The 25400-nt window shown below is 42.8% G+C and carries 21 protein-coding genes; 8 read left to right on the top strand and 13 right to left on the bottom strand.

What is annotated here, in order from left to right; genetic code table 11:
- Positions 1 to 46: 46 nt before the first annotated feature.
- From DSL64_RS23540 to DSL64_RS23530, 3 genes are all read right to left on the bottom strand, one after another.
- Entirely contained in the window at positions 47 to 937 is an 891-nt protein-coding gene (locus tag DSL64_RS23540) for an SDR family oxidoreductase (protein ID WP_115833406.1), read from the bottom strand.
- A 20-nt stretch (positions 938 to 957) separates the two neighbouring features.
- On the bottom strand, positions 958 to 1776 hold the full coding sequence (locus DSL64_RS23535; protein WP_115833452.1) for a crotonase/enoyl-CoA hydratase family protein: 819 nt from the start codon (positions 1774 to 1776) through the stop codon (positions 958 to 960).
- Between the two features lie 110 nt (positions 1777 to 1886).
- Positions 1887 to 2807 (bottom strand): aspartate carbamoyltransferase catalytic subunit, encoded by a 921-nt coding sequence (locus tag DSL64_RS23530; protein WP_115833405.1) that lies wholly within the window; start codon positions 2805 to 2807, stop codon positions 1887 to 1889.
- Positions 2808 to 3234: 427 nt separating this feature from the next.
- Between DSL64_RS23530 and DSL64_RS23525 the strand changes: the two genes are divergently transcribed.
- On the top strand, positions 3235 to 3681 hold the full coding sequence (locus DSL64_RS23525; RefSeq protein ID WP_115833404.1) for a transcription elongation factor: 447 nt from the start codon (positions 3235 to 3237) through the stop codon (positions 3679 to 3681).
- Positions 3682 to 3693: 12 nt separating this feature from the next.
- Here the strand turns inward: DSL64_RS23525 and DSL64_RS23520 are convergent, their stop codons facing one another.
- A complete protein-coding gene (locus tag DSL64_RS23520) occupies positions 3694 to 4407 on the bottom strand; it encodes a YebC/PmpR family DNA-binding transcriptional regulator (RefSeq protein ID WP_115833403.1) in 714 nt (237 codons plus the stop codon).
- A 184-nt stretch (positions 4408 to 4591) separates the two neighbouring features.
- On the opposite strand from DSL64_RS23520, the gene DSL64_RS23515 reads away from it, so the two are divergent.
- Both DSL64_RS23515 and DSL64_RS23510 read left to right on the top strand, forming a co-directional pair.
- The gene (locus DSL64_RS23515) at positions 4592 to 5062 is read left to right on the top strand and encodes a GNAT family N-acetyltransferase (RefSeq protein WP_115833402.1); all 471 of its coding nucleotides are present in this window, start codon (positions 4592 to 4594) and stop codon (positions 5060 to 5062) included.
- Positions 5063 to 5457: 395 nt separating this feature from the next.
- Positions 5458 to 6411: a methylenetetrahydrofolate reductase gene (locus DSL64_RS23510; RefSeq protein WP_115833401.1), complete on the top strand. Its 954-nt coding sequence runs from the start codon at positions 5458 to 5460 to the stop codon at positions 6409 to 6411.
- 2 nt (positions 6412 to 6413) lie between these two features.
- On the opposite strand, the gene DSL64_RS23505 is transcribed toward DSL64_RS23510, so the two are convergent.
- Positions 6414 to 6734 (bottom strand): heavy metal-binding domain-containing protein, encoded by a 321-nt coding sequence (locus DSL64_RS23505; RefSeq protein ID WP_115833400.1) that lies wholly within the window; start codon positions 6732 to 6734, stop codon positions 6414 to 6416.
- A 285-nt stretch (positions 6735 to 7019) separates the two neighbouring features.
- On the opposite strand from DSL64_RS23505, the gene DSL64_RS23500 reads away from it, so the two are divergent.
- Both DSL64_RS23500 and DSL64_RS23495 read left to right on the top strand, forming a co-directional pair.
- Positions 7020 to 7592, top strand: coding sequence for a nitroreductase family protein (locus tag DSL64_RS23500; protein WP_115833399.1), 573 nt, complete (start codon positions 7020 to 7022; stop codon positions 7590 to 7592).
- A gap of 1 nt (position 7593) precedes the next feature.
- Entirely contained in the window at positions 7594 to 8577 is a 984-nt protein-coding gene (locus DSL64_RS23495; RefSeq protein WP_115833398.1) for an ABC transporter ATP-binding protein, read from the top strand.
- A 2-nt stretch (positions 8578 to 8579) separates the two neighbouring features.
- On the opposite strand, the gene DSL64_RS23490 is transcribed toward DSL64_RS23495, so the two are convergent.
- The 7 genes from DSL64_RS23490 to DSL64_RS23460 form a co-directional block, all read right to left on the bottom strand.
- Positions 8580 to 11093 carry a DUF5686 and carboxypeptidase-like regulatory domain-containing protein gene (locus tag DSL64_RS23490; RefSeq protein ID WP_115833397.1) on the bottom strand — a complete coding sequence of 838 codons (2514 nt, stop codon included), beginning with the start codon at positions 11091 to 11093 and terminating at the stop codon, positions 8580 to 8582.
- A gap of 52 nt (positions 11094 to 11145) precedes the next feature.
- The gene (locus DSL64_RS23485) at positions 11146 to 11784 is read right to left on the bottom strand and encodes a SanA/YdcF family protein (RefSeq protein ID WP_310587873.1); all 639 of its coding nucleotides are present in this window, start codon (positions 11782 to 11784) and stop codon (positions 11146 to 11148) included.
- Positions 11785 to 11937: 153 nt separating this feature from the next.
- Positions 11938 to 14706 (bottom strand): DNA gyrase/topoisomerase IV subunit A, encoded by a 2769-nt coding sequence (locus DSL64_RS23480; RefSeq protein ID WP_115833396.1) that lies wholly within the window; start codon positions 14704 to 14706, stop codon positions 11938 to 11940.
- A 160-nt stretch (positions 14707 to 14866) separates the two neighbouring features.
- The gene (locus DSL64_RS23475) at positions 14867 to 15520 is read right to left on the bottom strand and encodes an NUDIX hydrolase (RefSeq protein ID WP_115833395.1); all 654 of its coding nucleotides are present in this window, start codon (positions 15518 to 15520) and stop codon (positions 14867 to 14869) included.
- Between the two features lie 195 nt (positions 15521 to 15715).
- Positions 15716 to 17293: an NAD(P)/FAD-dependent oxidoreductase gene (locus tag DSL64_RS23470; RefSeq protein WP_115833394.1), complete on the bottom strand. Its 1578-nt coding sequence runs from the start codon at positions 17291 to 17293 to the stop codon at positions 15716 to 15718.
- 157 nt (positions 17294 to 17450) lie between these two features.
- A complete protein-coding gene (locus DSL64_RS23465; RefSeq protein WP_115833393.1) occupies positions 17451 to 19883 on the bottom strand; it encodes a TonB-dependent receptor in 2433 nt (810 codons plus the stop codon).
- Positions 19884 to 20150: 267 nt separating this feature from the next.
- Positions 20151 to 20495 (bottom strand): DUF6249 domain-containing protein, encoded by a 345-nt coding sequence (locus DSL64_RS23460; RefSeq protein WP_115833392.1) that lies wholly within the window; start codon positions 20493 to 20495, stop codon positions 20151 to 20153.
- Positions 20496 to 20693: 198 nt separating this feature from the next.
- On the opposite strand from DSL64_RS23460, the gene DSL64_RS23455 reads away from it, so the two are divergent.
- Together DSL64_RS23455 and DSL64_RS23450 are read left to right on the top strand one after the other, a co-directional pair.
- Positions 20694 to 21245 carry an RNA polymerase sigma factor gene (locus DSL64_RS23455; protein ID WP_115833391.1) on the top strand — a complete coding sequence of 184 codons (552 nt, stop codon included), beginning with the start codon at positions 20694 to 20696 and terminating at the stop codon, positions 21243 to 21245.
- 25 nt (positions 21246 to 21270) lie between these two features.
- Positions 21271 to 21789: a hypothetical protein gene (locus DSL64_RS23450; protein ID WP_115833390.1), complete on the top strand. Its 519-nt coding sequence runs from the start codon at positions 21271 to 21273 to the stop codon at positions 21787 to 21789.
- Here the strand turns inward: DSL64_RS23450 and DSL64_RS23445 are convergent.
- Complete coding sequence (locus DSL64_RS23445) at positions 21786 to 24137, bottom strand: FtsX-like permease family protein (protein ID WP_115833389.1); 2352 nt, start codon at positions 24135 to 24137, stop codon at positions 21786 to 21788. The genes DSL64_RS23450 and DSL64_RS23445 overlap by 4 nt on opposite strands.
- A 146-nt stretch (positions 24138 to 24283) precedes the next feature.
- On the opposite strand from DSL64_RS23445, the gene DSL64_RS23440 reads away from it, so the two are divergent.
- Entirely contained in the window at positions 24284 to 24697 is a 414-nt protein-coding gene (locus DSL64_RS23440; protein WP_199539483.1) for a VOC family protein, read from the top strand.
- Positions 24698 to 25400: the final 703 nt, after the last annotated feature.

Here is a 25400-nt window from a genome sequence, read left to right as displayed (position 1 = left end):
AACGAACGAACGTGCAAAATTACCCAATAAAAACGGAAGAAAATTATTATTCTGATTTCTTACTGTTCCGGTTGGCATTTTTGATCTGATCTTCTATTGCATCCCACTGGTCGTCAGTCACATCTTTAAGGAAATTAAACTGTCCTGCTGCCAAAACTTCTCCTCCATCCAGCGTGATTACTTCGCCGGTCATGTATGCAGAATAATCTGACATCAGGTAGGCCGCCAGATTGGTCAGCTCCTGGTGATCTCCAACACGGTGTAACGGAATCCTGTTCTCGAAAGCAAATTGTTTTGAAAGCTCCTCGGGAAACAATCTGTCCCAGGCTCCCTTGGTAGGAAAAGGGCCGGGAGCAATGGCATTGAGTCTGATGCCATGGTCTGCCCATTCAAATGCGAGCGATTTTGTCATAGCCAGTACACCCGCTTTGGCCATGGCCGAAGGTACAACCCAGCCGGATCCTGTCCATGCATAAGTCGTGGAAATGTTGAGAACGGTTCCTTTAATGTTGTTTTCGATCCAATATTTGCCTAGAGAAAGTGTAAAATAGTACGTACCTCTCAATACGATATCTACAACCACATCTACTGCTTTGTGAGAAAGGCGTTCTGTCGGACTGATAAAATTGCCAGCAGAATTATTGACAAGGCCATCCACCTGACCAAATTTTTCAATAGTCGTGCTGATTACCTGTTCGATTTGTTCAGGTTTACGAACGTCACAAGCCAGAGGCAGAATGTTGCCGCCGGTCAGTTTTTGAAGTTCTTCTGCGGTGCTTTCAAGAACCTCCAGCTTCCGGCTGCATATCACCACGTTGGCGCCCAGTTTCAGGAAGTAAGTGGCCATGGATTTGCCTAGTCCGGTTCCGCCGCCGGTAACGATGATGGTTTTATTCAATAGTGCTCCGTCTCGAAGCATTCCTTGCTGGTGAAGCATAATTCTTCTATTAAGGTGATTTAAGAATTGAATTTAGGAGAACGGCCTTTCTGCTTTGAAACAAATATCTCTTTCAGATCAGCGGAAAGTAATGTAGCCGCGTTCCAGGTAGCCACGTAGTTCAAACCATCTGCAACAGAATGATCCCGACTGTAATTGAGTATATGTTTTGTTCCACGAATGGCTAAAGGTGATTTCTCCGCGATCGCCTTTGCTATGGAATGGACAGCCGTTGTGAGTTCGTCTTTATCAGAATAAACCTTATTCACCAGACCCGTTTTTTCGGCTTCCTCAGCAGGAACGTTCCTCCCTGTATAGGCAAGCTCCCGAACCAATCCCTCAGAAATTATTTTCGGAAGTCTTTGTAATGTGCCGAGATCAGCCACCATGCCCATATCTATTTCTCTGATGGAAAAGTAGGCATCTTCACTGGCGTAACGCATATCACAGGCCGTTGCGATATCCAATCCGGCGCCGATACAGCCACCGGAAATAGCTGCTATAACCGGTTTGTTACAATTTTCTATCGATGTAACAGCAGTCTGTAGCGCTACTATCTTTTTTCTGAGAAGTTCATTCTGGTGTCCCCCTTGAATTGAAGATGACTGTGTAAGTTCCTGTAAAAGGCTTAAATCTATTCCCGAGCAGAAATGCTTCCCTTCCCCGGAAAGAATGACGACGCGAATAGCATCGTCTTCGCTTAGGTTAATAAAAATTTCTTTTAATTCTTCCCATGCCTCCATGTGGAGAGCATTCGCTTTTTCAGGTCTGTTGAATGATATGGAAGCGATATATGGAGTTTCGGTATTTACCCGAAGTGTTTTATAGGCATACTTCATAAGTCCATACATTTATAATGTTATGCGTGCATACTATCGTAAATGTATGAATAATATGATCCCGCCTGGGATTTTTTGCAATAAAATTACAAAATGGGTAGAAGTGTCAATTATTGCTGAGCAAGAAGATAGAGTACTGCCATACGAACTGCCACTCCGTTTTCTACCTGATCAAGGATGATTGAGTGCTTGGAGTCAGCTGCGTCAGAAGAAAGTTCAACACCGCGGTTAATAGGGCCGGGGTGCATCAGAACGATATCCTTATTCAACTCGTCCAGCATATCCTTGTTAATACCAAAGTAAAGAGAATATTCGCGGAGAGACGGAAAATATTTAATCTGTTGTCTTTCGAGCTGGATACGCAGGACGTTGGCCACGTCGCACCATTGTAATGCTTCTCTCACATCATGCCCTATTCGTACACCCAGATCACCCAGGTATTTGGGAATCAGGGTTGAGGGGCCGCAAACCATTACTTCAGCTCCTAGTTTCTGAAGACAAAAAATATTGGAAAGTGCTACGCGTGAGTGGGTTATATCTCCAATGATGGCAATTTTCTTTCCTGTAAGATCCCCGATTTTTTCTCTCATAGAGAAAGCATCTAACAGAGCCTGCGTCGGGTGTTCATGTGTACCGTCACCGGCGTTGACCACATTGGCGGGAATGCGTGATGAAAGATAGTGTGGTGCACCCGGACTGCTATGGCGCATCACAATCATATCCACCTTCATCGCAAGGATATTGTTGACTGTATCGAGCAGTGTTTCTCCTTTTTTTACAGAACTTCCTGAAGCAGAAAAATTGACTACATCTGCTGAAAGACGCTTTTCAGCGAGCTCGAAAGAAAGCCTTGTACGCGTGGAGTTTTCAAAAAAAACGTTGGCAATGGTAATATCCCGAAGGGAAGGGACCTTCTTGATCGGTCGATTAATGATTTCCTTAAATTGAGTAGCAGTCTCTAAAATTGTTTGAATATCATTCTCGTTCAGGTTTTTTATTCCAAGTAAGTGCCGGACCGAAAGTTTTGTCATTGCTAAATTTCAAGAAGTTTGGCAAAGATACTAAGGAAGGGGGAATGAGAAAATTGAAATCGGATTTAATTCATCAATATAAATCATGCTTTGTTTTGCGAAGCAGATAATCAATTGATTTTTAAATGTTTTAAAAAAGTAGAACAGGACATTTGCAAAACATGCATTTTTCGGCTCTCCAAGGAAAAATCTATTCTTTCATAAACTTTGTACTTTTTCTGTGCGAATAGGATGTTTCGGTGTTCACCGGTATGTTTTAACACAAATACTTTTTCAGCAGTATTTTGGGGTTGTGCTGATTTAAGGAATTAAAATAGCAATCCTTATGATGAGCAGGATTTACTTCATCATAGCTATCTTTGAAGTTCGTCCACGTTTATGACAGGAGGAGAAATGTTGTTGTGCTATTAAAAATCAGATTTTAAAAATGAATAAGTCGGGGTTGATTGATTATGTGAAAGAGCTGTTAGAGGAAAAAATGAAAGTGGCATGGGAAGCTATGGAAGCGGCCCAGGAGTCAGCTAACGATCAGGGGAAAAGCTCAATGGGGGACAAATACGAAACGTCACGGTCTATGGGGCAACTCGACAGGAATATGCATGCCCGTCAATACGAGCAGGTGAGAGTAGAAAGAACAGTGCTTGAACGGATTGGAAATACGACGGCTCCGGAAAGAGGGGCAGTAGGATCATTGATAAAAACTACCGCCGGCTGGTTCTTCGTATCTGTGAGTTTGGGTGTATTGAAGTATGAAGATGAAACCGTTATAGCAGTCTCATCTTCATCTCCGGTGGGTGTAATACTATTGGGAAAAACCGTGAATGAGAAATTCAGATTTCAGAATAAGGAGCAAACTATTCTGGAAATGAGATAGTCTGCGGCCTTATTAAGCCATATTATGGAAAACGCGTTGAACATCGTCGTCGTCTTCGATCTTCTCAATCAGCTTTTCAACTTCCGCAATTTCTTCATCAGAAAGCTTTTTGGTGTCATTCGGGATTCTTTCGAAATCAGCTTCGATAATCTCAAAACCGTTTTCTTCCAGGTAATGCTGTAGGTTACCGAATGCTGTAAATTCTCCGTAGATATTGATCTGATCGGTTTCTTCATCAAGAAATACTTCCTCTCCGCCGTGGTCGATCAATTCAAACTCTAGTTCCTCAATATCTTTCCCGTTGTTTTTAACCTTGAATATACATTTACGGTCGAAAATGAAATCAAGCATTCCCATCGTACCCAGGCTTCCCCCAAGTTTGTTGAAGTAACTGCGTACGTTGGCAACTGTACGGGTCGGGTTATCAGTAGTACTTTCAACCAGAATAGCCACTCCATATGGCCCATAACCTTCATACACCATTTCTTTGTAGTCTTCCTGATCTTTAGAGGTAGCTCTTTTGATCGCTCTTTCTACCGTATCTTTTGGCATATTGGCTGCCCGTGCGTTCTGAAGCAGAACCCGAAGTCTTGCATTGGTATTGGGATCAGCAGTACCGCTTTTTACAGCCAGAACAATATCCTTTCCGATTCTTGTAAAGGTTTTTGCCATTTTGTCCCAACGCTTAAACATCCGGGCTTTTCTGTATTCATAGGCTCTTCCCATTTCTACTTTCTGATTAAAATGTTGTTTTTCTATTGATTAGGTGTCAATAATAACCTTTTTCTCATTCTAAGAGGGTCAATACAGTTTGTTGTATTAAACGGTTATTTATAACTAGGGTGCAAATTTATAAAAGACAGATAAATTCAGGCATAAATAGTAATCTTTAAGGTATAATTTATTGAAAATGGATTTGAAGCTAAATTGGTCGGTTCAGAAATTTACTGAGCTCAATGTGCATGAATTATATGAAATACTGCGGCTTAGGAGTGAGGTATTTGTAGTGGAGCAAAACTGTATTTTCCCGGATATGGATAATAAGGATCAGTTGTGTGAGCATTTGTCAGGATGGAGAGGCGGGGCACTGTTTGCCTATGCCCGCATCGTGCCTCCCGGTATTTCGTATCAATATGCTTCTATAGGACGGGTTGTCGTATCTCAGGATGGAAGAGGTGAGAAGCTCGGGAAAGAGTTACTGCATGTAGCCATTGACAGAATCACGGGCGTGTACGGACAGGTGCCGATCAGGATTGGTGCGCAGTTATATCTCAAAGCATTTTACGAATCTTTTGGCTTTGTTCAGACCAGCGATGTGTATCCTGAGGATGGAATTGATCATATTGAAATGACCATAAAAGCACAAGAAAATGAGATGTAACAAAATGTGGAAGCTTTTCCCAATAGTGATGAATTAGTATACACGAAAAAATGCCGATTCCTTGAAAAATTGAACAATGTAAGGATTATACGATTAAAATGTAGTACTTTAACTACATTTGATTTACATTTTCGCGTCTTCATTTGTGTATTCCAAATAAGTTTAATACTTTGGCACAGAATTTTAGTTATTAGTATTCAGTCAAGCAAATTGTTGCTTTGGAACTGACGCCCGTCAGAACTCCAATCAACTTTTTTGACGAACACTGATAGAGGAGGGTTTACGTGGAATGGCTTACTGTAATGCGGTAAGCCATTTTTTTGTGCTCGCCTCATTGGTTTGGGTTTCGAAATGCCGTTCATTTGTGAACTTTTTAGTTCCGAATAGATCCAATCATGACAAAAGTTACCGAATTTATAAGTCAGGCAAACGGCAAAACACTCTTTTCAATTGAAATAATACCTCCTGTTAAAGGTCAGAACATCAATGAGTTATTTGATTCTATTGCGCCTTTGATGGAGTTTAAGCCGCCTTTCGTCGACGTGACTTATCATAGAGAAGAACTTATTGACAGGGTAGGACCTAATGGGCTCATTGAGAGAATTCCGGTTCGTAAGAGACCAGGAACTGTTGGTATCTGCGCAAGACTCATGGAACGCTTTCATGTTGATGCAGTGCCACACGTGATATGCGGTGGGTTTACCAAAGAAGAAACGGAAGACGTATTGTTCGATCTGCATTATTTAGGAATAGACAATGTACTAGTGCTTCGCGGGGATCCTGAAAAGTCTGCTGGCGTTTTTCATGCTAAAAATGGCGGGCATACCTATGCTTCTGAACTGGTAACACAGGTAGCAGATATGAATAAGGGTATTTTGCTCAATGCAGAAACAGAGACTACGCCCACCGACTTTTGCATTGGTGTAGCCGGGTATCCTGAAAAACACATTGATGCTGTCAGTCTTGACACAGATTTTGAATACCTGCGAAAAAAGGTTGAACTCGGAGCTGATTATATAGTGACCCAAATGTTTTTCGATAACCAGAAATTTTTCAGGTTCGTGGACAGGTGTCGTGCAGAAGGAATCACTGTTCCGATTATCCCAGGGCTAAAGCCTCTCGCAACCAAAAAGCAACTCACTGTCCTGGCTGATATCTTCCACCTCGAATTTCCTGAAGATCTTGTTAAGGCAGCTACAGCCGCTTCTGAAAAAGACGTTCGCCAGGTTGGAATCGAATGGGGGGTACAGCAATGTAAAGAACTACTGGCGTACGGCGTGCCTGTATTGCATTTTTATACAATGGGTAAGTCTGACAACGTCGCTCAGATTGCAAGACAGGTGTTCTGATTTTATTCTACAACTACAGCGGTTCCGTTTGAGCTCACCATAAGCATGGAGCCGTTGTTTCCTATAGTTTCAAAATCGAGGTCTACACCAATCACGGCATTGGCACCAAGGCGGTGTGCCTGATCCATCATTTCACGAAGCGCTATACTTTTTGCTTCCCTGAGCCCCTGCTCGTAAGATCCTGACCGTCCGCCAACAATATCGGTAATTTTTGCGAGAACGTCTTTCATTACGTTGGCTCCTATAATGGCTTCACCATTGACAAGACCTATGTATTTAACAATTTTCTTTCCTTCGATGTTAGGTGTAGTGGTAACGAGCATATACGTGGAGTGAATAGTTTGGTTAAGTTGCTGTTTTTTGATGTTGCAAGTTAGAATAATTTATAAATCCCATAAAATATTTCGTGGTCAATGGTATTTACGTTCGATCATTGGTTTCATAACCTTATGAGTGAATGATCGAAAACCAGCCTTTGGGACATTCCGGAAGCTACAGATTGGCTATATTGCTTAGATTTGCATAAGACCACTGAGAAATGGGCTGATCGCTAACAGCTCATTAATAACAGCTATTTTAACAGAGTATTTAAATAACACAAGAGTTTCATGAGTAATTCAGTAGATATCATTAACGAAACGATTCGTAATCGTCGCAGTATTTTTCCTCCAAGCTACATTCAGAAGGAAATTCCAAAGGAAATCATTGAGAACATATTGGGGAATGCCAATTACGCACCCACACATAAGCTGACAGAGCCATGGCGTTTTACGGTTTTTAAAGGTGATGCCAAACAAAAGCTGGCTGAGTTTTTCATGGAAAGATATAAGTTAGTAACGCCGGCTGAGTCTTTTTCTCAGGCACGGTACGAAGCGGCAGGAGATAAAGTAGTGAAGTCGGACTGCGTAATTGCGATCAATATGGAGGTACATTCGGATAAAGTGCCGGAGTGGGAAGAAACGGCAGCCGTTGCCTGTGCGGTACAGAATATGTGGCTTACAGCTACGGCTTATGGTATCGGATCTTACTGGAGTAGTCCTGCAATCCTTGATTTGTTAGGCCAATTTCAGGGATTGCCTGAAAATCAGAAATGTCTGGGACTATTCTTCATGGGCTATCACGAGGCACCTGCAACGCCTGCACGCCGTACTCCCATTGAAGGAAAGGTGATCTGGGCTTAAAATGAAGAATACGAAAATTATGCTTCAGGCATCATCGATATCCAAGAGTTATGGTTCGGTGCCTGTGCTATCGGATATTAGCATTGACTTACCGGCAGGGGAATGGTTGGGTATTTTGGGGGAAAGCGGATCCGGGAAAAGTACATTACTGAAAATTCTGGGACGCTTTCTGGATGCTGATACAGGTTCTATCAGTTTCAAAGGAAATGAATTACCTCCTGTGAGCAGTGAACTGATGCGAGGTTACGATGCTATTAAGCTGATACATCAGGAGTTTGAACTTTTTCCTAATCAGACTGTAGAGGAGAATATCTCTTATTCTCTTCGTTTCTATGATCCTGCCTATAAGAAGGAGCGTGTTGAGGATCTTCTGGAAATTACCGCCTTAGGATCGGTACGTAATCAGAAAGCAAAACTGTTATCGGGCGGGGAGAAACAGCGGACAGCCATTGCAAAGTCGCTTGCGGAACAGCCCGATGTATTGTTGCTTGATGAGCCATTTGCACATTTGGACAATCATAACCGTCGCGTACTTGCGGATGCGATTGAGGGTTTACGCAAACAGCAAAAAATGAGCTGTGTGTTTGTAACGCACGAATCAGCAGATGCATTGGCGTGGTCGGACAGGATAGCTGTACTGAAGGACGGCGAAATTATTCAGATTGGAACGCCTCAGGAGGTGTATAATAAGCCAGTGAATAGCTATGTAGCCGAGCTGACGGGTGATATTAACTGGTTAAACGATCAGGAATCAGGCAAAAAAACGTTTATCAGGCCGGAGAAAATCAAGAGAACCAAACATCCGGAAAAAAGTAAGTGGTCGGGTAAAGTGCAGGCAATTCGTTTTCATGGGAATCACTGGGAAGTGCGATGCGCAAACAAACAGGGTGACCTGGCGTTTTACCGCAACAGAAGAGATCTGGAAATAGGTGATGAGGTATTCCTGACCTATTCATCACGGGATGTAATGGTTGCCGGAGAATAGTATCACAAATTGAACCAGAACGAAATTTTAATCGCAAATGGCGTCACGTTCGGGTTTTGAAGATAAGTGAGCCGGTGGACGAAGTCTATCCGGCCTGCTTTCAAAATGTTGTCTATTCCATATCCGAGCTCGATATAGGGGGTGTTGGTCAGCCTGTTGAAAGTAGGTATGGCATTCCCTTCATGGTCTACCGATGGTGTAAGCGACAGATTGGACTCACTAACACTTCCGTAAAATAATTTCCCTGTTGCCAGCATGCGCCATTTCAGCTTTCTGATGGCGGGAAGCCGGTTGAAAAGTAGCCCTTCAAAATTATGCTCCATTCGCAGTACCACATACTTGTCGCTGATAAACTCGAAGTATTTCATCATGTTGAAAGCGTTATCAACATAAAACAGCGATTCATTGCCCAAGGGGGTATATAGCAGTGGATACGGCAAAGTCGATGGTATATAACCCAGAGTAAGATTGTAATGGGTGCGCCCCATGATGCCTGCTCTGAAACTATGTTTCACATTGAAAGATAGCTTTTGATAGCTGAAGTCTCCTCCCAGAAAGTTTTTCATGCCCAATGAATACCTTAAAGTGAACGCCGGAGAATTTCCGTTACCCATACTGATACGCTCGTTGTCATTTTGCAGAAACGTTTCCTTTCTTGCCAGTCTGGTTTCGAAATTGAGTTCTGTGACCTCAAATGCACTTCGTAGCGGAGATTCAGCACCTTCACCCGGATTGGTTTTATAAGCGAAAGGAAATAGTGGCCGGAAATTTCTATGTTTAAGCTGTACACTTCCTGTGAGCCCTTTTACGATTTCACGCTTGAAATAGGCAGCAATATCTTCCTGCCAATAGGCTCTTCGGAAAGCTCCGAATCTTGAAAATGCCCCGAATAGCGTATTAGGGCCAATCGTTTCAGCAGAAACTCCCAGCCTTTCAAGATCTTTTGAATAGGAAATGCCTGTCATAGTCCAGGGCTTCCGGGAAATGATGCGATCCATACCAACACCGTATTTGAATGCGTTGTCACGGGTTCCATATGCTCCGTAGCCATTGAAAATCCATTTTCGGCTAAATCCGGGATCGGTCCTGAACCCCAGTCGGAAACGGTGACCTTCTACTGCATTATTGGCATAGAGGAAAAGATAAGGACCCAGATCAATATTCCATTTGTCCAGCTTCTTATAGCCGTTTACAAAAATATTAAGGATCTCGGTGTAAGTTTTTACAACGGGAAGTGCTTTCAGGGAATCTACAAGTTGGAAACTCAATATTTCAGCAGGCGTGAGAGATTCGGGACGGCTGTTTTTCCAAAACGCAGAGTCGTGTTTCATGTAATCCTCGCGCAGCTCAATCCCGGTATCATAGAACTTACTGCTTAGGGGAAGTCCGAGTTTATATTTTGAATTGGATGAATAAAACTTCAAAAGCATACCCGCCGCATTTTTGGTCGGCTCATCCACATCTATCAGCACGCGGGTTTTCTCAGGCACCCAGCGCTGTGCAGAATCAGATAATGCATAAGATTGCTGAATTTTAATTTTTTCTATGAAGTTCAAATTAGCCCGTTTTCCTACATTGGCATCAATTTGTGTAATCGCAAAGGTCTGTCCGTCCACCCAGAATGATCCCGTAAAAGCCAGATCCTGCTCTCTGCGAGGTTCAAATTCAATATGATAATCCTGAGTTGTACCATTGGCAATACTGTCTGCCAGATAATATTCGTAAGTGATTTTCCAACTGTCCGAAACCGGTGAAGCGAAATCCTTTTCCAGGATATTGAGCCAGTTGTTATAGAAATTGTATTGTTGAAATGACGAGCCAACAAGTTGAGAAACCAGGCTTCCGTCCGTAAGCCCGACACCTGAGACCTTGGTTTTGAGGATTACTTCTTTTTTGCGTCTTGGATCATTGCGGAAGTATACATTGGATACCGATTCAGAAATAAACAAAGGAATAATAGTTTCTCCATTATCGCCCTTGATTTCATCGTACTGGTCAACAATGTGAGCCATTTTATTGATTGCCTTTCGCTTGCGGAGCTTTTCAGACAGATTGTCCATGTCAATCTGAATTTTATTATAGCTCTGGTATTGATAAGCATTGACGCTTTCAGGGTTGTTATTCTTTTTGGCAGCTACCACTTTTCTCATCACAGCATAAGCCGGATTTTCACCCGCAAAGATTTTTACTTCTTTCAGCTGCTGGGATCCGGGGCTTAGTTGTATGTCTATGTTTTGTTCGGCAATACCGGACTTGATTGCTTTACTTCTCGTTTCATAACCAACGTATGTTACAAGTATGGAGTCGGCAGGGGGAGAATACGTAAGCTGATAAAATCCATCAAAGTTTGTAGTGGTGCCTGAGAGCGATGCTTTGATAGCAATATTGGCGAATGGAATCGGGTCACCTGAAGAAGCATCCGTTACTCTGCCTTTAATGGTAAAGCTGTTTTGCGCGTAAATACTTGTGAAACTTCCTGTTGTAAATAAAATCAGGAAAAGTATAGCTTTATTCATTTAAAGGACGAAGTGTGGATGTATACCATCAAGTTACATATTTTTCGAAGTTTTACCTTTTAAAAATTTCATTATTAGACGTTACATCTGTATTTGGTCTCAGAATGTGAACGTCCAGCACAGCCTTAGGCCGGGCAAGGTATTCACGAACCAGTGTGCGCAGGGAATAACCATCCGGTACGTCCTGGGCAGCAAATGATATAGCACTTATTCCCTCATGACGAGCGATATATAAGGCTCTGGCGTTGTGGAAGTTTTGAGAAATGACTGTGAAATTGTCCTGATTGAAAACCTGTTTGCATCTGACAACAGAGTCGAATGTCCGGAAACCGGCGTAATCCAAAGTCATGACATTTTCCGGAACACCCAGGTTAAGCAAAGCCTTTTTCATATCCAGCGGTTCGTTGTAATAACGGGAATCGTTATTGCCGCTGAGGATAATATATTTGATTTTGCCTTCTTTGAACAACCGGGCAGTAGCTTCCATTCTGTATTTAAAGAACAGATTCTCTTTGCCTTTTTCCGTTTTCTTACTCGTTCCTAACACCAGCGCTACATCGTTGCTAGGGAGGTTGTTAATGGAGAAAAAGTTGTAGGGACGTGTATAATAAACCACCCAGAAATTACAGAGCAGGATGAAAATCAAGCTGATAAATGCTAATAGAATAATAGCCTTGATCAAATTTTTCACGTCTGAAACTGAGGATAGTATTAAAACCTAACAACCTTTCGCCGCCTCCTGGTTCGTTTTTAATTAATCTTCATGTACCAGTACGCGGCAGAGGGAGCTTTTTGTTGCCAATAAACAATAATATATCCTTGGCAACAAAAAGCATTTAGTTTTTTATTCAAATAATCCGAGCTGACTTTCAGGATCCGATTTCTTTTTAGATTCCCTTTTTACTTTGGCAGGCTTTGGTTCTTCTGAAGCGTCTGCCGCTACATCATCTTTCGGAGCGTCTTCTTCCTGTGAACCATTGGTGGTCTCCTGTTCATCTTCAGCTACGGGTGCAGATTCCTCTTCGATTGGTTCTGTTGCGTCGTTTTCTTCAGATTCTGATGATTCATCTGTTGGATTTTCAACTTCAGGCTGAGCTTCTTCTTCTACCGGTTCAGGCAGAGGTTCGAGCCATTGAATATCCTTGAATTTATCATGTGGTAACTTAGTCCCCATTGCTTTCCAGCCACGCACATCCACCATTTCACTAATCAGGTATTCTTTTCCTGCCTTGTCTCCATCTGTGGGTTTGAGTGGCACCACTTCCAGTCTTGGGTGTTTATCGGAACTAGCTAATAGGAGTTTGGTATTTTTCGTATCGCTGATAAACAGAAATTTCTTGTCAAGCGATGTAGTCTCAATATTAAAACGTTTGATAAAGTGCTGTTTCTGTCCGCCATCGTAGTATACCGCGGTGATTACCATTTTCGGATCAAACTTTTTCACCAGTACCACATCGTTGGTGACGTAGTGGTTAGTGAGGTCGAAGTTGGTAAGCTCGTAAGTTCCGTCTTTATATACGACCAGTATATTGTCCGACGAACCGAAATTGCCCAGGTATTCTCCGCGTTCGTCCCTGTTCAGTCTGCCCAGAATTGGATCAAACCACATATCCACACCTCCCAGCGTTGAGCGTCCGGCCTGTTTCATCGTCAGTTTCCGAACAGGATATTTGGTTAGAATATTACCCATCGCGCTACGGTTCTTGATCAGCAGGTCAGCAAAATTGAAATCAAATTGTTTCACCTTTGCTTTGCTTTGTGCCTGCAGGTTGACCGTAATGATCTCAGCTTCTCCGTTATCGTTGGCAGTGAAGTACGTAACCTTGGATTTTGGTGTGCCCTGCGTCAGATCATATTCTCTGTCGCGGGTAACAGCTGTAATCTGAAAACGTTTGATGTAAGAAACGCCTGTTTTTCCATCAACATAAATCAGGTTGTACACTTTACGTTCATCATTTTTGACAAACACGGCACAGTGAATAATGTCCTTCCCTACGAAGATTTTGTCCTGCGCTTTTACTACCACGCATTTTCCGTCCGCTTTGAATACGATAATGTCATCAATATCCGAGCAGTCCATCACGTATTCATCCTTTTTCAGACCGTATCCGACAAAACCTTCCGCACGATTCACATATAGCTTCTGGTTGTTGGCCGCTACGATATTGGCGGCGATCTGGTTAAATGCGCGGATTTCTGTTCTTCTTTCACGCCCTTTGCCATATTTTTTCAGCAGGTCGCGGAAATAATCGATGGCGAAGCGAGTGATATTGGCAAGATTGTCTTCAGTTTCAGCAAGCTCTTCCTGCCATTTACGCATCAGTTCATCTGCCTTGTAACCGTCATATTTGGAGATACGCTTGATCCGGATTTCAGTCAGCTCAATAATATCGTCGTCTGTGATCTCTCTGTAAAACTGAGGTTTGTAAGGATCAAGACCTTTATCTATGGTTCGTATTACCGCCTCAAACGTTTCACACTCCTCAATATCGCGGTAGATACGGTTTTCAATGAATATTTTTTCCAGAGAACCGTACAGGATTTTTTCCAGCAATGCGAGTCTTTTGATTTCAAGCTCACGCTGTAATAAACCCACCGTTTGTTGGGTATTGTATTTTAGAATTTCTGTAACGCCAACGAAATGCGGTTTGTCGGCAATGATGATACAGGCGTTCGGAGAGATAGATACTTCACACTCTGTAAACGCATAAAGCGCGTCCATTGTAATATCTGGCGAAACTCCGGGAGCAAGGTGAACCTGTATCTCAACATCAGCAGCGGTATTATCCACCACTTTTTTGATTTTGATTTTACCTCCGTCGTTTGCTTTTACGATAGAGTCGATCAGGGAAGAAGTAGTGGTTCCAAAAGGAATATCCCGGATTACAAGCATCTTTTTATCCTCTTCTTCAATCTTCGCGCGAACCCTCACTTTCCCACCACGATGCCCATCATTATAGTTGGATATATCGATGTGCCCACCTGTGAGGAAATCAGGATAAATCGTTACTTCTTTTCCCTGTAGGATTCCGATAGAGGCTTCAATCAGCTCGCAGAAGTTATGAGGAAGGATTTTGGTAGAAAGTCCTACTGCAATACCTTCAACACCCAGCGAAAGTAAAAGCGGGAATTTAACAGGTAGAGTAACCGGTTCTCGTTTACGTCCATCATACGACAGCTGCCATTCGGTGGTGCTGTCATTGAAAACAATTTCTTTTGAAAATTTGGATAATCTTACCTCAATATAACGGCCTGCAGCAGCACCGTCACCGGTACGGATGTCCCCCCAGTTTCCCTGGGTATCAAAAAGCAATTCCTTTTGTCCGATATTGACAATTGCATCATAGATGGAAGCATCTCCATGCGGGTGATACTGCATAGAAGATCCTACCACGTTGGCTACTTTGTTGAAGCGACCGTCGTCCATTTCATTCAATGCATGCATGATCCGCCTCTGAACGGGCTTCAATCCGTCTTCGATAGCGGGAACGGCACGTTCCAGAATTACATAGGATGCATAATCGAGAAACCAACTTTCGTACAAACCCGAAATGGGCAATTTTTCATGAAGTTCGCTGTCTTCTGCTTCAGGTGCAGATCCGTTTTCGTCCATAAATAAAGGAACAAACAGGGTTTAAATCTTAAATTATAATTCAGTTTCTTGCCGGCTTTGCAGAAGGTTCAACGGATTGGCAAAAGGTGGATCTGTTGGTTGCACTCCATTAAGATTATATTCATTAATATCGCTAATATAGCAAATAAAGCGGTTATTTCTACTTTTGAGCCCCCTCGTCCGTACTGTTGATGACGGCCAGAAGTTCACTGATCATCATCGCGGTGGCACCCCATATTTTGTATCCGTGCACGTCGTAATGAGGAGCGTAAACCTGCTCGCCGCGAATCTGCAGATAGCTGGCTCCTACAATGCTTTCATCTGTAATTTCAGAAAGCTTTACTTCAAACACATCTTCGACTTCTCTCGGATCCGGAAAGTAGTCGGGACGATAAGGAATGGAAGCGATCACGGGCAGTACATAAAAGTTACTGGGCGGAATAAACAATTCGGTCAGGCAACCCAGAATACTCACGTCAGTAAGCCTGAGCCCCACTTCTTCCTGAGCCTCCCGCAAAGCTGTGCGTATCAGATTTTCGTCCGTCAGCTCATACCGGCCTCCGGGAAATGCGACCTGCCCGGAGTGTACACCATCGTAAGCCGGGCGGAGTATCAACGGAAAGTAAATTTCTCCCTGATATGGATAAAACAATATCAAAACAGCGCTTTTCCGGGTACGCAGATTGGGCTTGAAACTCAACCTCATTTTGGACGTCGCCTGCATTACCTGGTGAGCAGACTCACCGGGCAGCGGATATTTCAGATTATTAACCAATTGTGTGGTAAATAAAGAAAATGCTCCTGCTGACGCCATAAATGGTTCCTTTAAAGGTGATACAATAGATTGTCTTCCTCATAGCGCTTTTCTCCGCGCCATCTCATTATGCTTCGGGTTATAATTTACACTGCTAAATGCAAATATACTACTTTTTGATCTGATATTAAAGGTATCACAACTGGAAGTTTTGTTGATACTTTCAGTGAAATTCCCGACGGATATCTCTATCTGTCAGACCTTGGTATATAACTTTGCAAGTTGCTCTGCACACCTTTCTCCATCCATAGCTGCGGACATAATGCCCCCTGCATAACCTGCACCTTCACCACAAGGGAAAAGTCCTTTAATGACAGGGTGTTCACACGATTCGCGGTCCCGGGGAATACGAACAGGGGAAGAAGTACGGCTTTCTACGCCAATCAGCTGCGCTTCTTCAGAAAGATAACCTTTCATTTTTCTTCCAAAATCTGAAAGTCCACTCCTTAATGGCAAAGCAATGTTGTCAGGCAGCACTTCATAAAGATCCACAGCCTGCAGACCGGGTTGATAAGAAGTTTCTCTTAGTTGTCCCGAGTTTTTCATTCTCACAAAATCGGTGACCAGTTGAGCTGGCGCAGTTTGTGTAGCTCCGGCCAGTTCACAGGCTTTCTTTTCTATTTCTTTCTGAAATTCGAGTCCTGCCAATGCTCCAAACTCTTTATATGGTTCAATATCAACATCTTCAACAGCTACGACAATGCCAGAGTTTGCATAAGGAGAATCGCGGCGTGAAGGAGACATACCGTTTACAACCAACTCGCCCGGAGCTGTAGCTGCCGGAACAATGAATCCACCAGGGCACATACAAAATGAGAAAACGCCACGCTGTACGCCGTTGAATCTTGTTTGTGTTACCAGACTATAAGATGCGGCGGGCAGGTAGGAGCCGCGATCCGTTTCGCAGTGGTATTGTATCTGATCGATGACGCGTTGCGGGTGTTCTATACGCACTCCCATCGCGAAGGACTTGTTCTCGATCAATATTTTTTTCTTGTCTAGCAACTCATAAATATCTCTGGCAGAATGACCTGTTGCCAGGATTGCACCTATGCCAATATGCTCAGTTTTGTCATCAGTAACGACACCTTTCAGCATATTTTGCTCAACAATCAGATCCGTTACTTTGGTGTCAAAATGAATTTCACCGCCTGCTTTCAGAATGCTTTCACGCATAGCAGCTACCACAAGTGGAAGTTTATTAGTGCCGATGTGAGGATGGGTATCAATCAGGATCTGCTCGCTCGCGCCATGTCCGACAAAGATTTCAAGTACTCTGCGAATATCGCCGCGTTTGTTCGATCTTGTGTATAGCTTTCCGTCAGAATAGGTACCGGCTCCGCCTTCCCCGAAGCAGTAGTTAGACTCCGGATTGACAACATGCTCTTTATTAATAGCTGCCAGATCGCGGCGCCTTGTACGAACGTCTTTTCCTCTTTCGAATAAAACCGGTTTGATACCCAGCTCAATAAGCCGAAGTGCTGCAAACATTCCGGCAGGGCCACAACCTACCACAATAGCCTGCGGACGCTGACTTACATCGGGATAGTCGGTAGATAAACTAATGAGTGAAGGAGGAGTTTCATTTACATAGACTTCAGCCTGTATATTCACTTTAACCTGCTTGCTGCGGGCGTCAATCGATTGCCTCGTTCTACGGATAACAGGATTGTCACCTTCGCGCAGGTTCAGCTTTTTGATAATAAAACGGCGGAAATTTTCCTCATCCAGCGCGATCTCAGGCGCCAGAACAAATTGTAGTGTTTGTTGCATTGTGAAAGGGATTTAGCCTTTAATAAATGCAAAGGTACTCTTTATGTGAGTGAAGTAAAAATTGCAAAGGCAGCTTATCCGCTTTGCGGTTGTAAGCTGCCTGTTACCTGAGATGGTGCTCCGGGTAAATTTATTGATGGGTTTTTGTTAGTACTTACTAATTCTGAACATCATCGTTTCTGATTCCCCGTTTATTTTTCTTGATGGCGTCTTTCAGCTTACCAAATTTGTAATTAGCGCTGACGTTGAACGATCTGAAATATTCTCTGCGGTAATCTGTTTGCTCGAAGTCAGGTCCGGAAGTGTAGCGGTAATTCTGGCGGAATTTGGTAAACGGATTATTGACTGATGCGGATAAGGAAAGTTTATCTTTTACAACATCCTTGCTGACACTCAACGAACTAAATAAGTAAGAGTTTGAGCTTCCCTGCAAGTTGATGCTGGGGCCGGTATAATTGAGGTTTGCATTAATCCTCCAGTTTTTTTCGAAGCGATACCCGCTGGATACGTTCGTTTGTACCATTATACCCTGATTGGTAACTGGTTGCATATTTACGGTTCCATGTACTTTTCCATGAGCGGCTCTTGCATTAACGTTCATATTCCAACGTTTGGTGAAAGGATAATTCCAGCTCAGGTTGGCCATGAAAAGTCGGGCGGTTCCGGTGTTGTCAAAACTGATCCGGTTGATATTTGTTACAGGATCATATACCGATACGGGAAAAATGAGGTCCGTAAAAAAGATTCCTCCCCCGCTGAAATTAAGTGATCCTTTGGCTGCCCGGTTGTAGCCTATCTGAAAGTCGTGCACGAGTGCGGGGCGCAAGTTCGGGTTTCCGGTACGCTCGAAATTTGGATTGGATCTATCTACAAAAGGGTTAAGCTGATAAATACCCGGTCGCTGGATACGTTGCGAGTAGCCAAGGTTCATGCCACTATTATGCTTTTTAAATTTCTTGCTGATCGAAACCGAAGGAATCACATTAAGGTAGTTCTGTTTCATGGTAGATTCCGTAGAAATGAAATCTGCATTCATCGTTGTTTGTTCCAGACGGGCACCTGCCTTGAAACCCCAACTTTTGAGATTGTATTGGTAGGTATTATAGACACCGTATACATTTTGCATGTTGGCAAATTTGTTACTCAGGCCGGGTACTACTTCAAAATCTGAAGAATTTTCAGTGAATTGCCGGTATTGAAAGTCACTCTTGTTATCGCGGATAATGGCTTTTAAACCTGCCTCTATATTCAGTTTTTTGTAGGGATATACATAATCTACCTGGATCGTTTGTTCTGAAAAACTCTGATCGTTCAGCTGTCGGTAGTCGGGCAGAGGATAGTTGATACGTTCCGAGATAGCCAGGTCGGCATCCTGATTATTGTCGAATCTGAAAAACCGGTAGGAGAAAGTAAGCAGGCGGTTTTTATCTGCTTTGAAACCTTTTTGATAATTCAGTGCTGCGTCCATACCCGTACCATTTCCTGAGTTGCGGTTATCCAGTCCGTATTGTTGTAATATTTCGCCGGATCCGTTCAGCACGGACCACTGTGCATTTGTCCCACTGGACTTACTGCCATTGAAATTGATCTGACCCGAGATAAGATTAAGTGTATCCACTTCATAGCTGACTTCGTAGCCTATGTATCCGCTCCGGCTTTTTGAAATATTATAGGAATTTTGCCAAAGGTTGGTGGGCGTACTGCTGTTTGTAATCCTGGTGACGGTATTATAAGTCTCGGGTATATTGTAAACACTTCCACCAGCCATGGCGGTCATTCCCCATTTTCCCAGTCTTGCCGAAACAGACCCACCTACACCAGGGCCGCCAAATGGGAAGCGTTCATTGATATTGACTGAGCCGTTGATGCCATTATCCACTTTTTTACTTGTAATGATATTGATAATTCCTGCCAGTCCTTCTGCATCGTATTTAGCTGGCGGAGTAGTAATCACTTCAATGCGCTCGATGGATGATGCCGGCATACTGCGCAGAATGTCCTTGTAACTGCGTTCTACCATACTGGAAGGTTTGCCATTGATCAGAATTTTGAAATCTGCATTGCCTTTCAGGTAGATATTGTTGTCGGCGTCCAATGACAGATACGGAACTTTGCGCATCATATCCAATACGCTGAAAACTTTACTTTCCGGATCTGCCTGTAAGTCGTAGGAAATACGGTCAATTTCCTGTTTGATAACCTGTTTTGTACCGCTGACTGTCACTTCCTTCAAACCCACTGTCTCGGATGTCATCTGAATATTTCCCAGGGCGAGTTCAGTACTTTTTGAGAGATCAGCTTTCACGACTTTTTTCTTGTAACCTACACCGACAATGACCACTTCATATGGCAATGGTTTCAGGCCGGAAAACAGAAAGCTGCCGTCGGTTTTGGTATAATCCGCTTTTATAACTGTATTCCTATCTGTCATCAGATTGATTGTGATGAAATCAAGGTACTTACCCGAAACAGAGTCGGAAACACTACCTGAAATCCGGTAGTTTTGGTTTTGTCCTATAGCTTTTTTCTGGAATGCAAGCAACGCCAGCAAGAGCAGCATCAGCTGTGCAAGGAGCATAGATGTCTTCATTTTTTTTCATGGTTACGAATCTCATGGTTCGATGGCTAATAGATGCAAATAGGCAATACGATACCTGTAAGAGGATTTTCTCTCTTTCGGGCAATGCTGGAAATGAAGAACAGAAAAGTTTTACCGGCCGGTGATTAACGATTTCAGTTCATGGCTAATGTCTATTTTAATTTTCTTATCAAATATATAGAAAGGTACTTTGTAATGCAAGGTACTATGCTAAATTTTTTTTAGGTAAAATACTATGAACTGTTTCTGTGAGCCATTTCATTCTTCTGACTTACGGTCGAGTCTTCGCTCGATTACAAAATTGATAATGAGGCTTATACCTCCAAAAAGAAGCGTCATGGAAGAAAATGAAGTCCCTCTGCTTAGACTGTAATGGTCGTGCAGCACATTGCCCATCAGAATTCCCAAAGCAACGCCAACAAGCAGCATACCGAATTTCAGGGTGGGGGAGATAGATCCTTTGCTTGTGAATAGTGAGGCGTCTACATTTCTTTCGATCATAGCCATACGTTCGCGATAGCGGGTCATCATCAATACATATAATACGCCAAAAACTGAACCTATTGCTGTAACTGTGATGATGATATGTTTGATGTGTTCCATTGGTTTGAATTTTAATTTCAGCCATATGACCTTCGTTTCGGGAATCAGGTTACAGTTTTTTTGAAAAAAATGAAAAAATAAAAAATGTGAGAAATGTTGTAACCTGTTTTTTGAAATAGATGTCTAACCTGAGCAGTCGGATAACAGATTTGATTTGCATTTTTGTAAAACCAAGCTTTACGGGGCTAACCACTCAGCATGAAACAATCGGAAGAACAGGTCTGGATCGAGAACGTCAAAAACGGAGACCCGTCTTCCTATTCATTTCTGGTGAACCGGTATAAAGACATGGCGTATACGATCGCACTGAAGATTCTGAAAAGTGCTGAAGATGCCGAGGATGCTGCGCAGGAGAGTTTCATCAAGGCTTATCAGCAGCTTTATTCATTTCAGGGAGCAGCTAAGTTTTCGACGTGGTTGTATACAATTGTTTACAGAACCTCGATATCCAAACTTAACCGGAACAGGATTCTGACATATTCAATCGATGAAGACTTGAATGAAGATTACATTTATGATTATTCTGACTCGCAACTTGATCAGTTACAGCATACCGAAAGGTCGGTTTTTGTAAGAAAAGCAATCGGGAAGTTACCTGAGTCGGAGTCATTACTGATCACCCTGTTTTATCTGAATGAGAATACGGTTAAAGAAATTGAGGAAATTACGGGGATGTCCGAGTCGAATATTAAAGTGAAATTGTTTCGTGCCAGAAAAATACTGGAGAAGGAGTTACAGTTTTTATTGTGAGAGTTAAAGAACTGACTGAGCAGAAATGGAACAGGAAAACGAGGATAAATTCAGAAAATTGATTCAGGAAGCTGGCGCGGAAATACCTTCACCAGACTTTACCCGGATTGTTATGTCCGGAGTTCGGACTACAAATCAGGAAGAAACGGTTTTGAATCCCGCCCTGCAATCTTTGCTGCAGCATAGTGGTGTGATTGAAAAACCAGGTCATGATTTTTTGCTTCGCGTAATGTCCCAGGCAGAGGTCCAACAAGTAGTGCTTCCGCCTGTATCTGTTGCGAAACCTATCATAAGCAGTCGGATATGGTATATCCTCTCGGCAGCTTGTGCGGCAATCATTTGTCTGACGGGAATCTTTTTTTATCATGAGACCGGCTCACTCGAAACGACCGTAGCTGTGACTGCAACGGATCGATTTTTCACATCCGTTGCTACCGGGATTTTAGCTATGCCATCGGTATATACCGCTTCCCTGAGTGCTCTGGGCATCCTGTTACTGGCCGATTATTTGTTGCGAAACAGATTCCATTTGCTGAAGAACTAATCAGCTTTTAAACTTTTTACAGGATTGGCAAGGGCCGCCTTTATGCTCTGAAAACTGATGGTGAGCAACGCGACAACGACTGATAGCATTCCCGACAAAATCAGGGTCCACCATGCGACGTCTACTTTATATGCAAATCCCTGTAACCAGTGGCGAATAGCAAACCAGTTGACCGGCGTAGCAATCACAATAGCGATCAAAACCAGCTTTATGAAATCCCGGGAAAGCAATACGGTAATGTCCGGTACGGTTGCACCCAGCACTTTTCTGATTCCTATTTCTTTGGTACGTTGCTCCGCTGTAAAAGAAGCAAGTCCGAGTAGGCCAAGCGATGAAATAAGGATGGCCACACCTGCGAAAAAATTAAATAGCTGGCCGGTTTGTTGTTCTGCTTTGTAGAGGCGGTTGTATTCTTCGTCAAGAAACTGATATTCAAAAGGATACTGTGGCATATATTGTTTCCATAGCTTTTCTGCCTTAGCAATTGCACCTGATGCGGATTGGCCGGTGGTATGTATATGTACCACATGATTATTTTCAGGGCGGGAAAACAGTACTAAAGGCCAGATCGGCATACGTATAGAAGTGATACTGAAATCCTTAACGACTCCTGTAATAACGCCTTCCACACCTTCATGCCGGAACCGCTTTCCGACGGGATCTTTGATTCCTGCCTGTTTCACAGCAGTCTCATTCAGAATGAAATGCGTTTCATCCGCTTTACTTCCATCAAAATTTTTCCCTGCGACCAGTTGTATACCAAAGTTGGGAATGAAGTCCTTATCAATGCCCATTTGTGCCATGATCAGTGTACGGTTCTTGTCCTTTCCGTCCCAGTCTACCATGGTGGTGCCGCTGGATACGTTAACGGGACTGTCTGTGGATGTGCTTATTGCGCTGATACTCGTTTCCGCTGCCAGAGCTTGCCTGAATTGAGGGGGAAACTCCTTTCCATTGAAAGTAAATACATGTTCTCTGTTAAAACCCGGATTGCGCTCCCGAATAAACCGAAGCTGATTACCGATGACGAATGTTCCGCCGATTAAGATTGTAGCCAAGGTAAACTGGACAACAACCAGTGTTTTACGTAAACCCGCGCCACCCGAATGGTTGGATTGTCCGCGGAGCATTAGTATGGGGTTGAATTTAGAAACCAACACTGCAGGATAAATTCCAGCCATTACAAAGCAAAAAAGCAGTGTTCCCGCCAGGAGCTGCCAGGCATGGGGATCTGTCAAAGAAAACCGGCCTGCCTTACCGGTAATTTCTGAATAAAAAGGAAGTAAGAGATACACAAGAGAAAGAGCGATCAGCAGGGCCAGTCCGAGTGTCATGGCCGATTCTACCAGCAGTTGTCCGGCCAACTGAGTAGTTTGAGCTCCCACTACCTTTCTGACGCCGACTTCGCGGTTTCGTCTGGTGGCTCTGGCTGTGGTAAGGTTCACATAATTGATACAACCGATACTAATTAAAAGCAGCGCAACTATTCCCAGAATTTTTACCTGTTGCATAGCACCTTCGTTGCCCTCCACCGACTGCAAATGTATATCGACAAGTGGCTGCAGCAGATAGTCCGGTGCATTCTCTTTATTTTTCAAAAGATCAGTCTGGATAGCTGTCAGCTTTGTTCCTACAGCTTCAGGATCAGTTTTTGGCTGAAGTTTGATATAAGTGGAAAAATCATAGTTATCCCAGCTCTCGTTGGCAGACTTTTCGCTTGCAAACTTTTTCCCCCTGACTTGCATGTTGACATACATGTTGTAGCGGAAGGATGAATTATCAGGTGCCTCGGCAAGTACGCCACTGACTGAAAACCTTTCATTGGTTTCAACCTGCACAAATGATTTGCCTACGACATCAGTAGTTCCAAAAAATTTGAGTGCCAGCTTTTCCGTAAGTACAACTGAATTTGGGGAGGTAAACGGGTTGTCTGCATTCCCATGTATCATCCTGAAACCATTGAAGATATCAAGGAAACTGCTATCGGCATAAGTCAGATTATCTTTTTCTGCGAATGTCTGTCCGTTTACCAGAAATGTTCCGGAAGGGAAGTAGCCCAATCGTACTACACTTTCTATCTCCGGAAGCCGTTGCACTGCTAAATGGCCAATGGGGCCGGGTGATGAAGTCAAAGTCATTTCTTCCTCTCCTTTTCCAAAATGAGTATTGAGCTGATAGACACGTTTGGCTTCCTGGTGAAAACGGTCAAAACTCAACTCATCTCTGACCCACCAGGATAGCAGTAGACTCACTGCCAAAACCACAGCCAAACCTCCTATATTGAGTGCCGAATACCATCCGCCGGAGCGGAGATTTCTGAATGCAATTTTGATATAGTTATAAAGCATGTTTTCAGGTCGTTAGATTTAGTCAGATTACAAAAACCACTACAAATGCTACAGTCATTCACTTTTTATTACTGCCAAAATGAACTTTTAGTGGCAGGGTATGCTGTTTTAATTATGGAATTAACACGATCATTAACAAAATGAATATGAAAGTTAACGGTATCCTCGAATCTGCATTATACTTTGATGATATTGAAGAGGCAGCCAGTTTTTACAAGAACTTGTTCGACTTTGAAACTTTGATTCAAAACGAACGACTCATTGCTTTGAACATTGCTGACAAACAAGTGCTTCTTCTGTTTAAGAAAGAAAGTTCATTGTCTCCTATTACATTGCCTGGTGGCGGTATTATTCCCCCGCACGACGGATCCGGTCCGGTTCATATTGCCTTTTCCATTAGTTCTGACTCCTATGACGACTGGCTTACCAGGCTTGCCAACCATCATATCGAAACCGAAAGTACTGTGGAATTCAATGAAGGACGAAGCATTTATTTCCGCGATCCGGGTAATCACCTTGTAGAGCTGGCCACTCCGGGAATCTGGAAAGGACTTGATTAACCCAGTCTGAAAAAGTCAGAGAACGCTATGGTATGCAAATTTTATTTGATAACTAACGCTTTTCAAATATTCTGTCAATGGGATTGTTGTATTTAATTTTCAGACTTTTAATGCAGGTGGCTTGTTCGAAGATGAACGTGATATATCAGGTTTGGAGTATTGAAAAGGAGCGATAGGAACATAACTTATTTATGAATAGTAATGGACGAAGCGGGTTTGAAAATTGTAAATAATTGAATTTCAAAGAAGTCAGAAGCTCATTTGGATTATCAATAACGAAATAGAGTATACATTTGTGTATTACTTTAACGTTATGATTTGCCTTTAAACCGAGGCGGTGGTTCGCTCAATTTATTGCAATGTCGGGAACAACAAACTCCATAAACTGATATGAATACTAAATGGATTATTTCCATATTTTCCCTATTGGCAAATATTTATTACCATGGACTTTGGCTATTCGTATATCAAAATTACTCCAGCCATGAATCACGCTTAGATGCATTTTCTAAAATGATGCCTTTGTCAATGCCAATTCTCAATATATCAATAGTATTATTAATCATGTCTTTTATAAGTGTATGGGCTATACAAGCATTGAAAATGAATAAATTATCCACGAGTGCTTATACTAAATCAGAATTAAATTGACGTATTTTTAATGTAAGGAAAGCAGGTCAAGGAAATTACATTGTCCGCTGAC

The organism is Dyadobacter luteus, from assembly GCF_003383615.1.
Classification (GTDB): domain Bacteria; phylum Bacteroidota; class Bacteroidia; order Cytophagales; family Spirosomataceae; genus Dyadobacter; species Dyadobacter luteus.
This window is presented reverse-complemented; position numbering and strand designations above follow the sequence as displayed.

What these genes read in the sequence shown, in the direction of transcription:
- DSL64_RS23465 (WP_115833393.1), bottom strand. Translation starts at nt 19,883, where the DNA reads ATGAAGACATCTATGCTCCTTGCACAGCTGATGCTGCTCTTGCTGGCG.
- DSL64_RS23525 (WP_115833404.1), top strand. Translation starts at nt 3,235, where the DNA reads ATGAATAAGTCGGGGTTGATTGATTATGTGAAAGAGCTGTTAGAGGAA.
- DSL64_RS23495 (WP_115833398.1), top strand. Translation starts at nt 7,594, where the DNA reads ATGAAGAATACGAAAATTATGCTTCAGGCATCATCGATATCCAAGAGT.
- DSL64_RS23455 (WP_115833391.1), top strand. Translation starts at nt 20,694, where the DNA reads ATGAAACAATCGGAAGAACAGGTCTGGATCGAGAACGTCAAAAACGGA.
- DSL64_RS23440 (WP_199539483.1), top strand. Translation starts at nt 24,284, where the DNA reads ATGAAAGTTAACGGTATCCTCGAATCTGCATTATACTTTGATGATATT.
- DSL64_RS23520 (WP_115833403.1), bottom strand. Translation starts at nt 4,407, where the DNA reads ATGGGAAGAGCCTATGAATACAGAAAAGCCCGGATGTTTAAGCGTTGG.
- DSL64_RS23510 (WP_115833401.1), top strand. Translation starts at nt 5,458, where the DNA reads ATGACAAAAGTTACCGAATTTATAAGTCAGGCAAACGGCAAAACACTC.
- DSL64_RS23540 (WP_115833406.1), bottom strand. Translation starts at nt 937, where the DNA reads ATGCTTCACCAGCAAGGAATGCTTCGAGACGGAGCACTATTGAATAAA.
- DSL64_RS23475 (WP_115833395.1), bottom strand. Translation starts at nt 15,520, where the DNA reads ATGGCGTCAGCAGGAGCATTTTCTTTATTTACCACACAATTGGTTAAT.
- DSL64_RS23480 (WP_115833396.1), bottom strand. Translation starts at nt 14,706, where the DNA reads ATGGACGAAAACGGATCTGCACCTGAAGCAGAAGACAGCGAACTTCAT.
- DSL64_RS23490 (WP_115833397.1), bottom strand. Translation starts at nt 11,093, where the DNA reads ATGAATAAAGCTATACTTTTCCTGATTTTATTTACAACAGGAAGTTTC.
- DSL64_RS23450 (WP_115833390.1), top strand. Translation starts at nt 21,271, where the DNA reads ATGGAACAGGAAAACGAGGATAAATTCAGAAAATTGATTCAGGAAGCT.
- DSL64_RS23530 (WP_115833405.1), bottom strand. Translation starts at nt 2,807, where the DNA reads ATGACAAAACTTTCGGTCCGGCACTTACTTGGAATAAAAAACCTGAAC.
- DSL64_RS23535 (WP_115833452.1), bottom strand. Translation starts at nt 1,776, where the DNA reads ATGAAGTATGCCTATAAAACACTTCGGGTAAATACCGAAACTCCATAT.
- DSL64_RS23445 (WP_115833389.1), bottom strand. Translation starts at nt 24,137, where the DNA reads ATGCTTTATAACTATATCAAAATTGCATTCAGAAATCTCCGCTCCGGC.
- DSL64_RS23505 (WP_115833400.1), bottom strand. Translation starts at nt 6,734, where the DNA reads ATGCTCGTTACCACTACACCTAACATCGAAGGAAAGAAAATTGTTAAA.
- DSL64_RS23460 (WP_115833392.1), bottom strand. Translation starts at nt 20,495, where the DNA reads ATGGAACACATCAAACATATCATCATCACAGTTACAGCAATAGGTTCA.
- DSL64_RS23515 (WP_115833402.1), top strand. Translation starts at nt 4,592, where the DNA reads ATGGATTTGAAGCTAAATTGGTCGGTTCAGAAATTTACTGAGCTCAAT.
- DSL64_RS23500 (WP_115833399.1), top strand. Translation starts at nt 7,020, where the DNA reads ATGAGTAATTCAGTAGATATCATTAACGAAACGATTCGTAATCGTCGC.
- DSL64_RS23470 (WP_115833394.1), bottom strand. Translation starts at nt 17,293, where the DNA reads ATGCAACAAACACTACAATTTGTTCTGGCGCCTGAGATCGCGCTGGAT.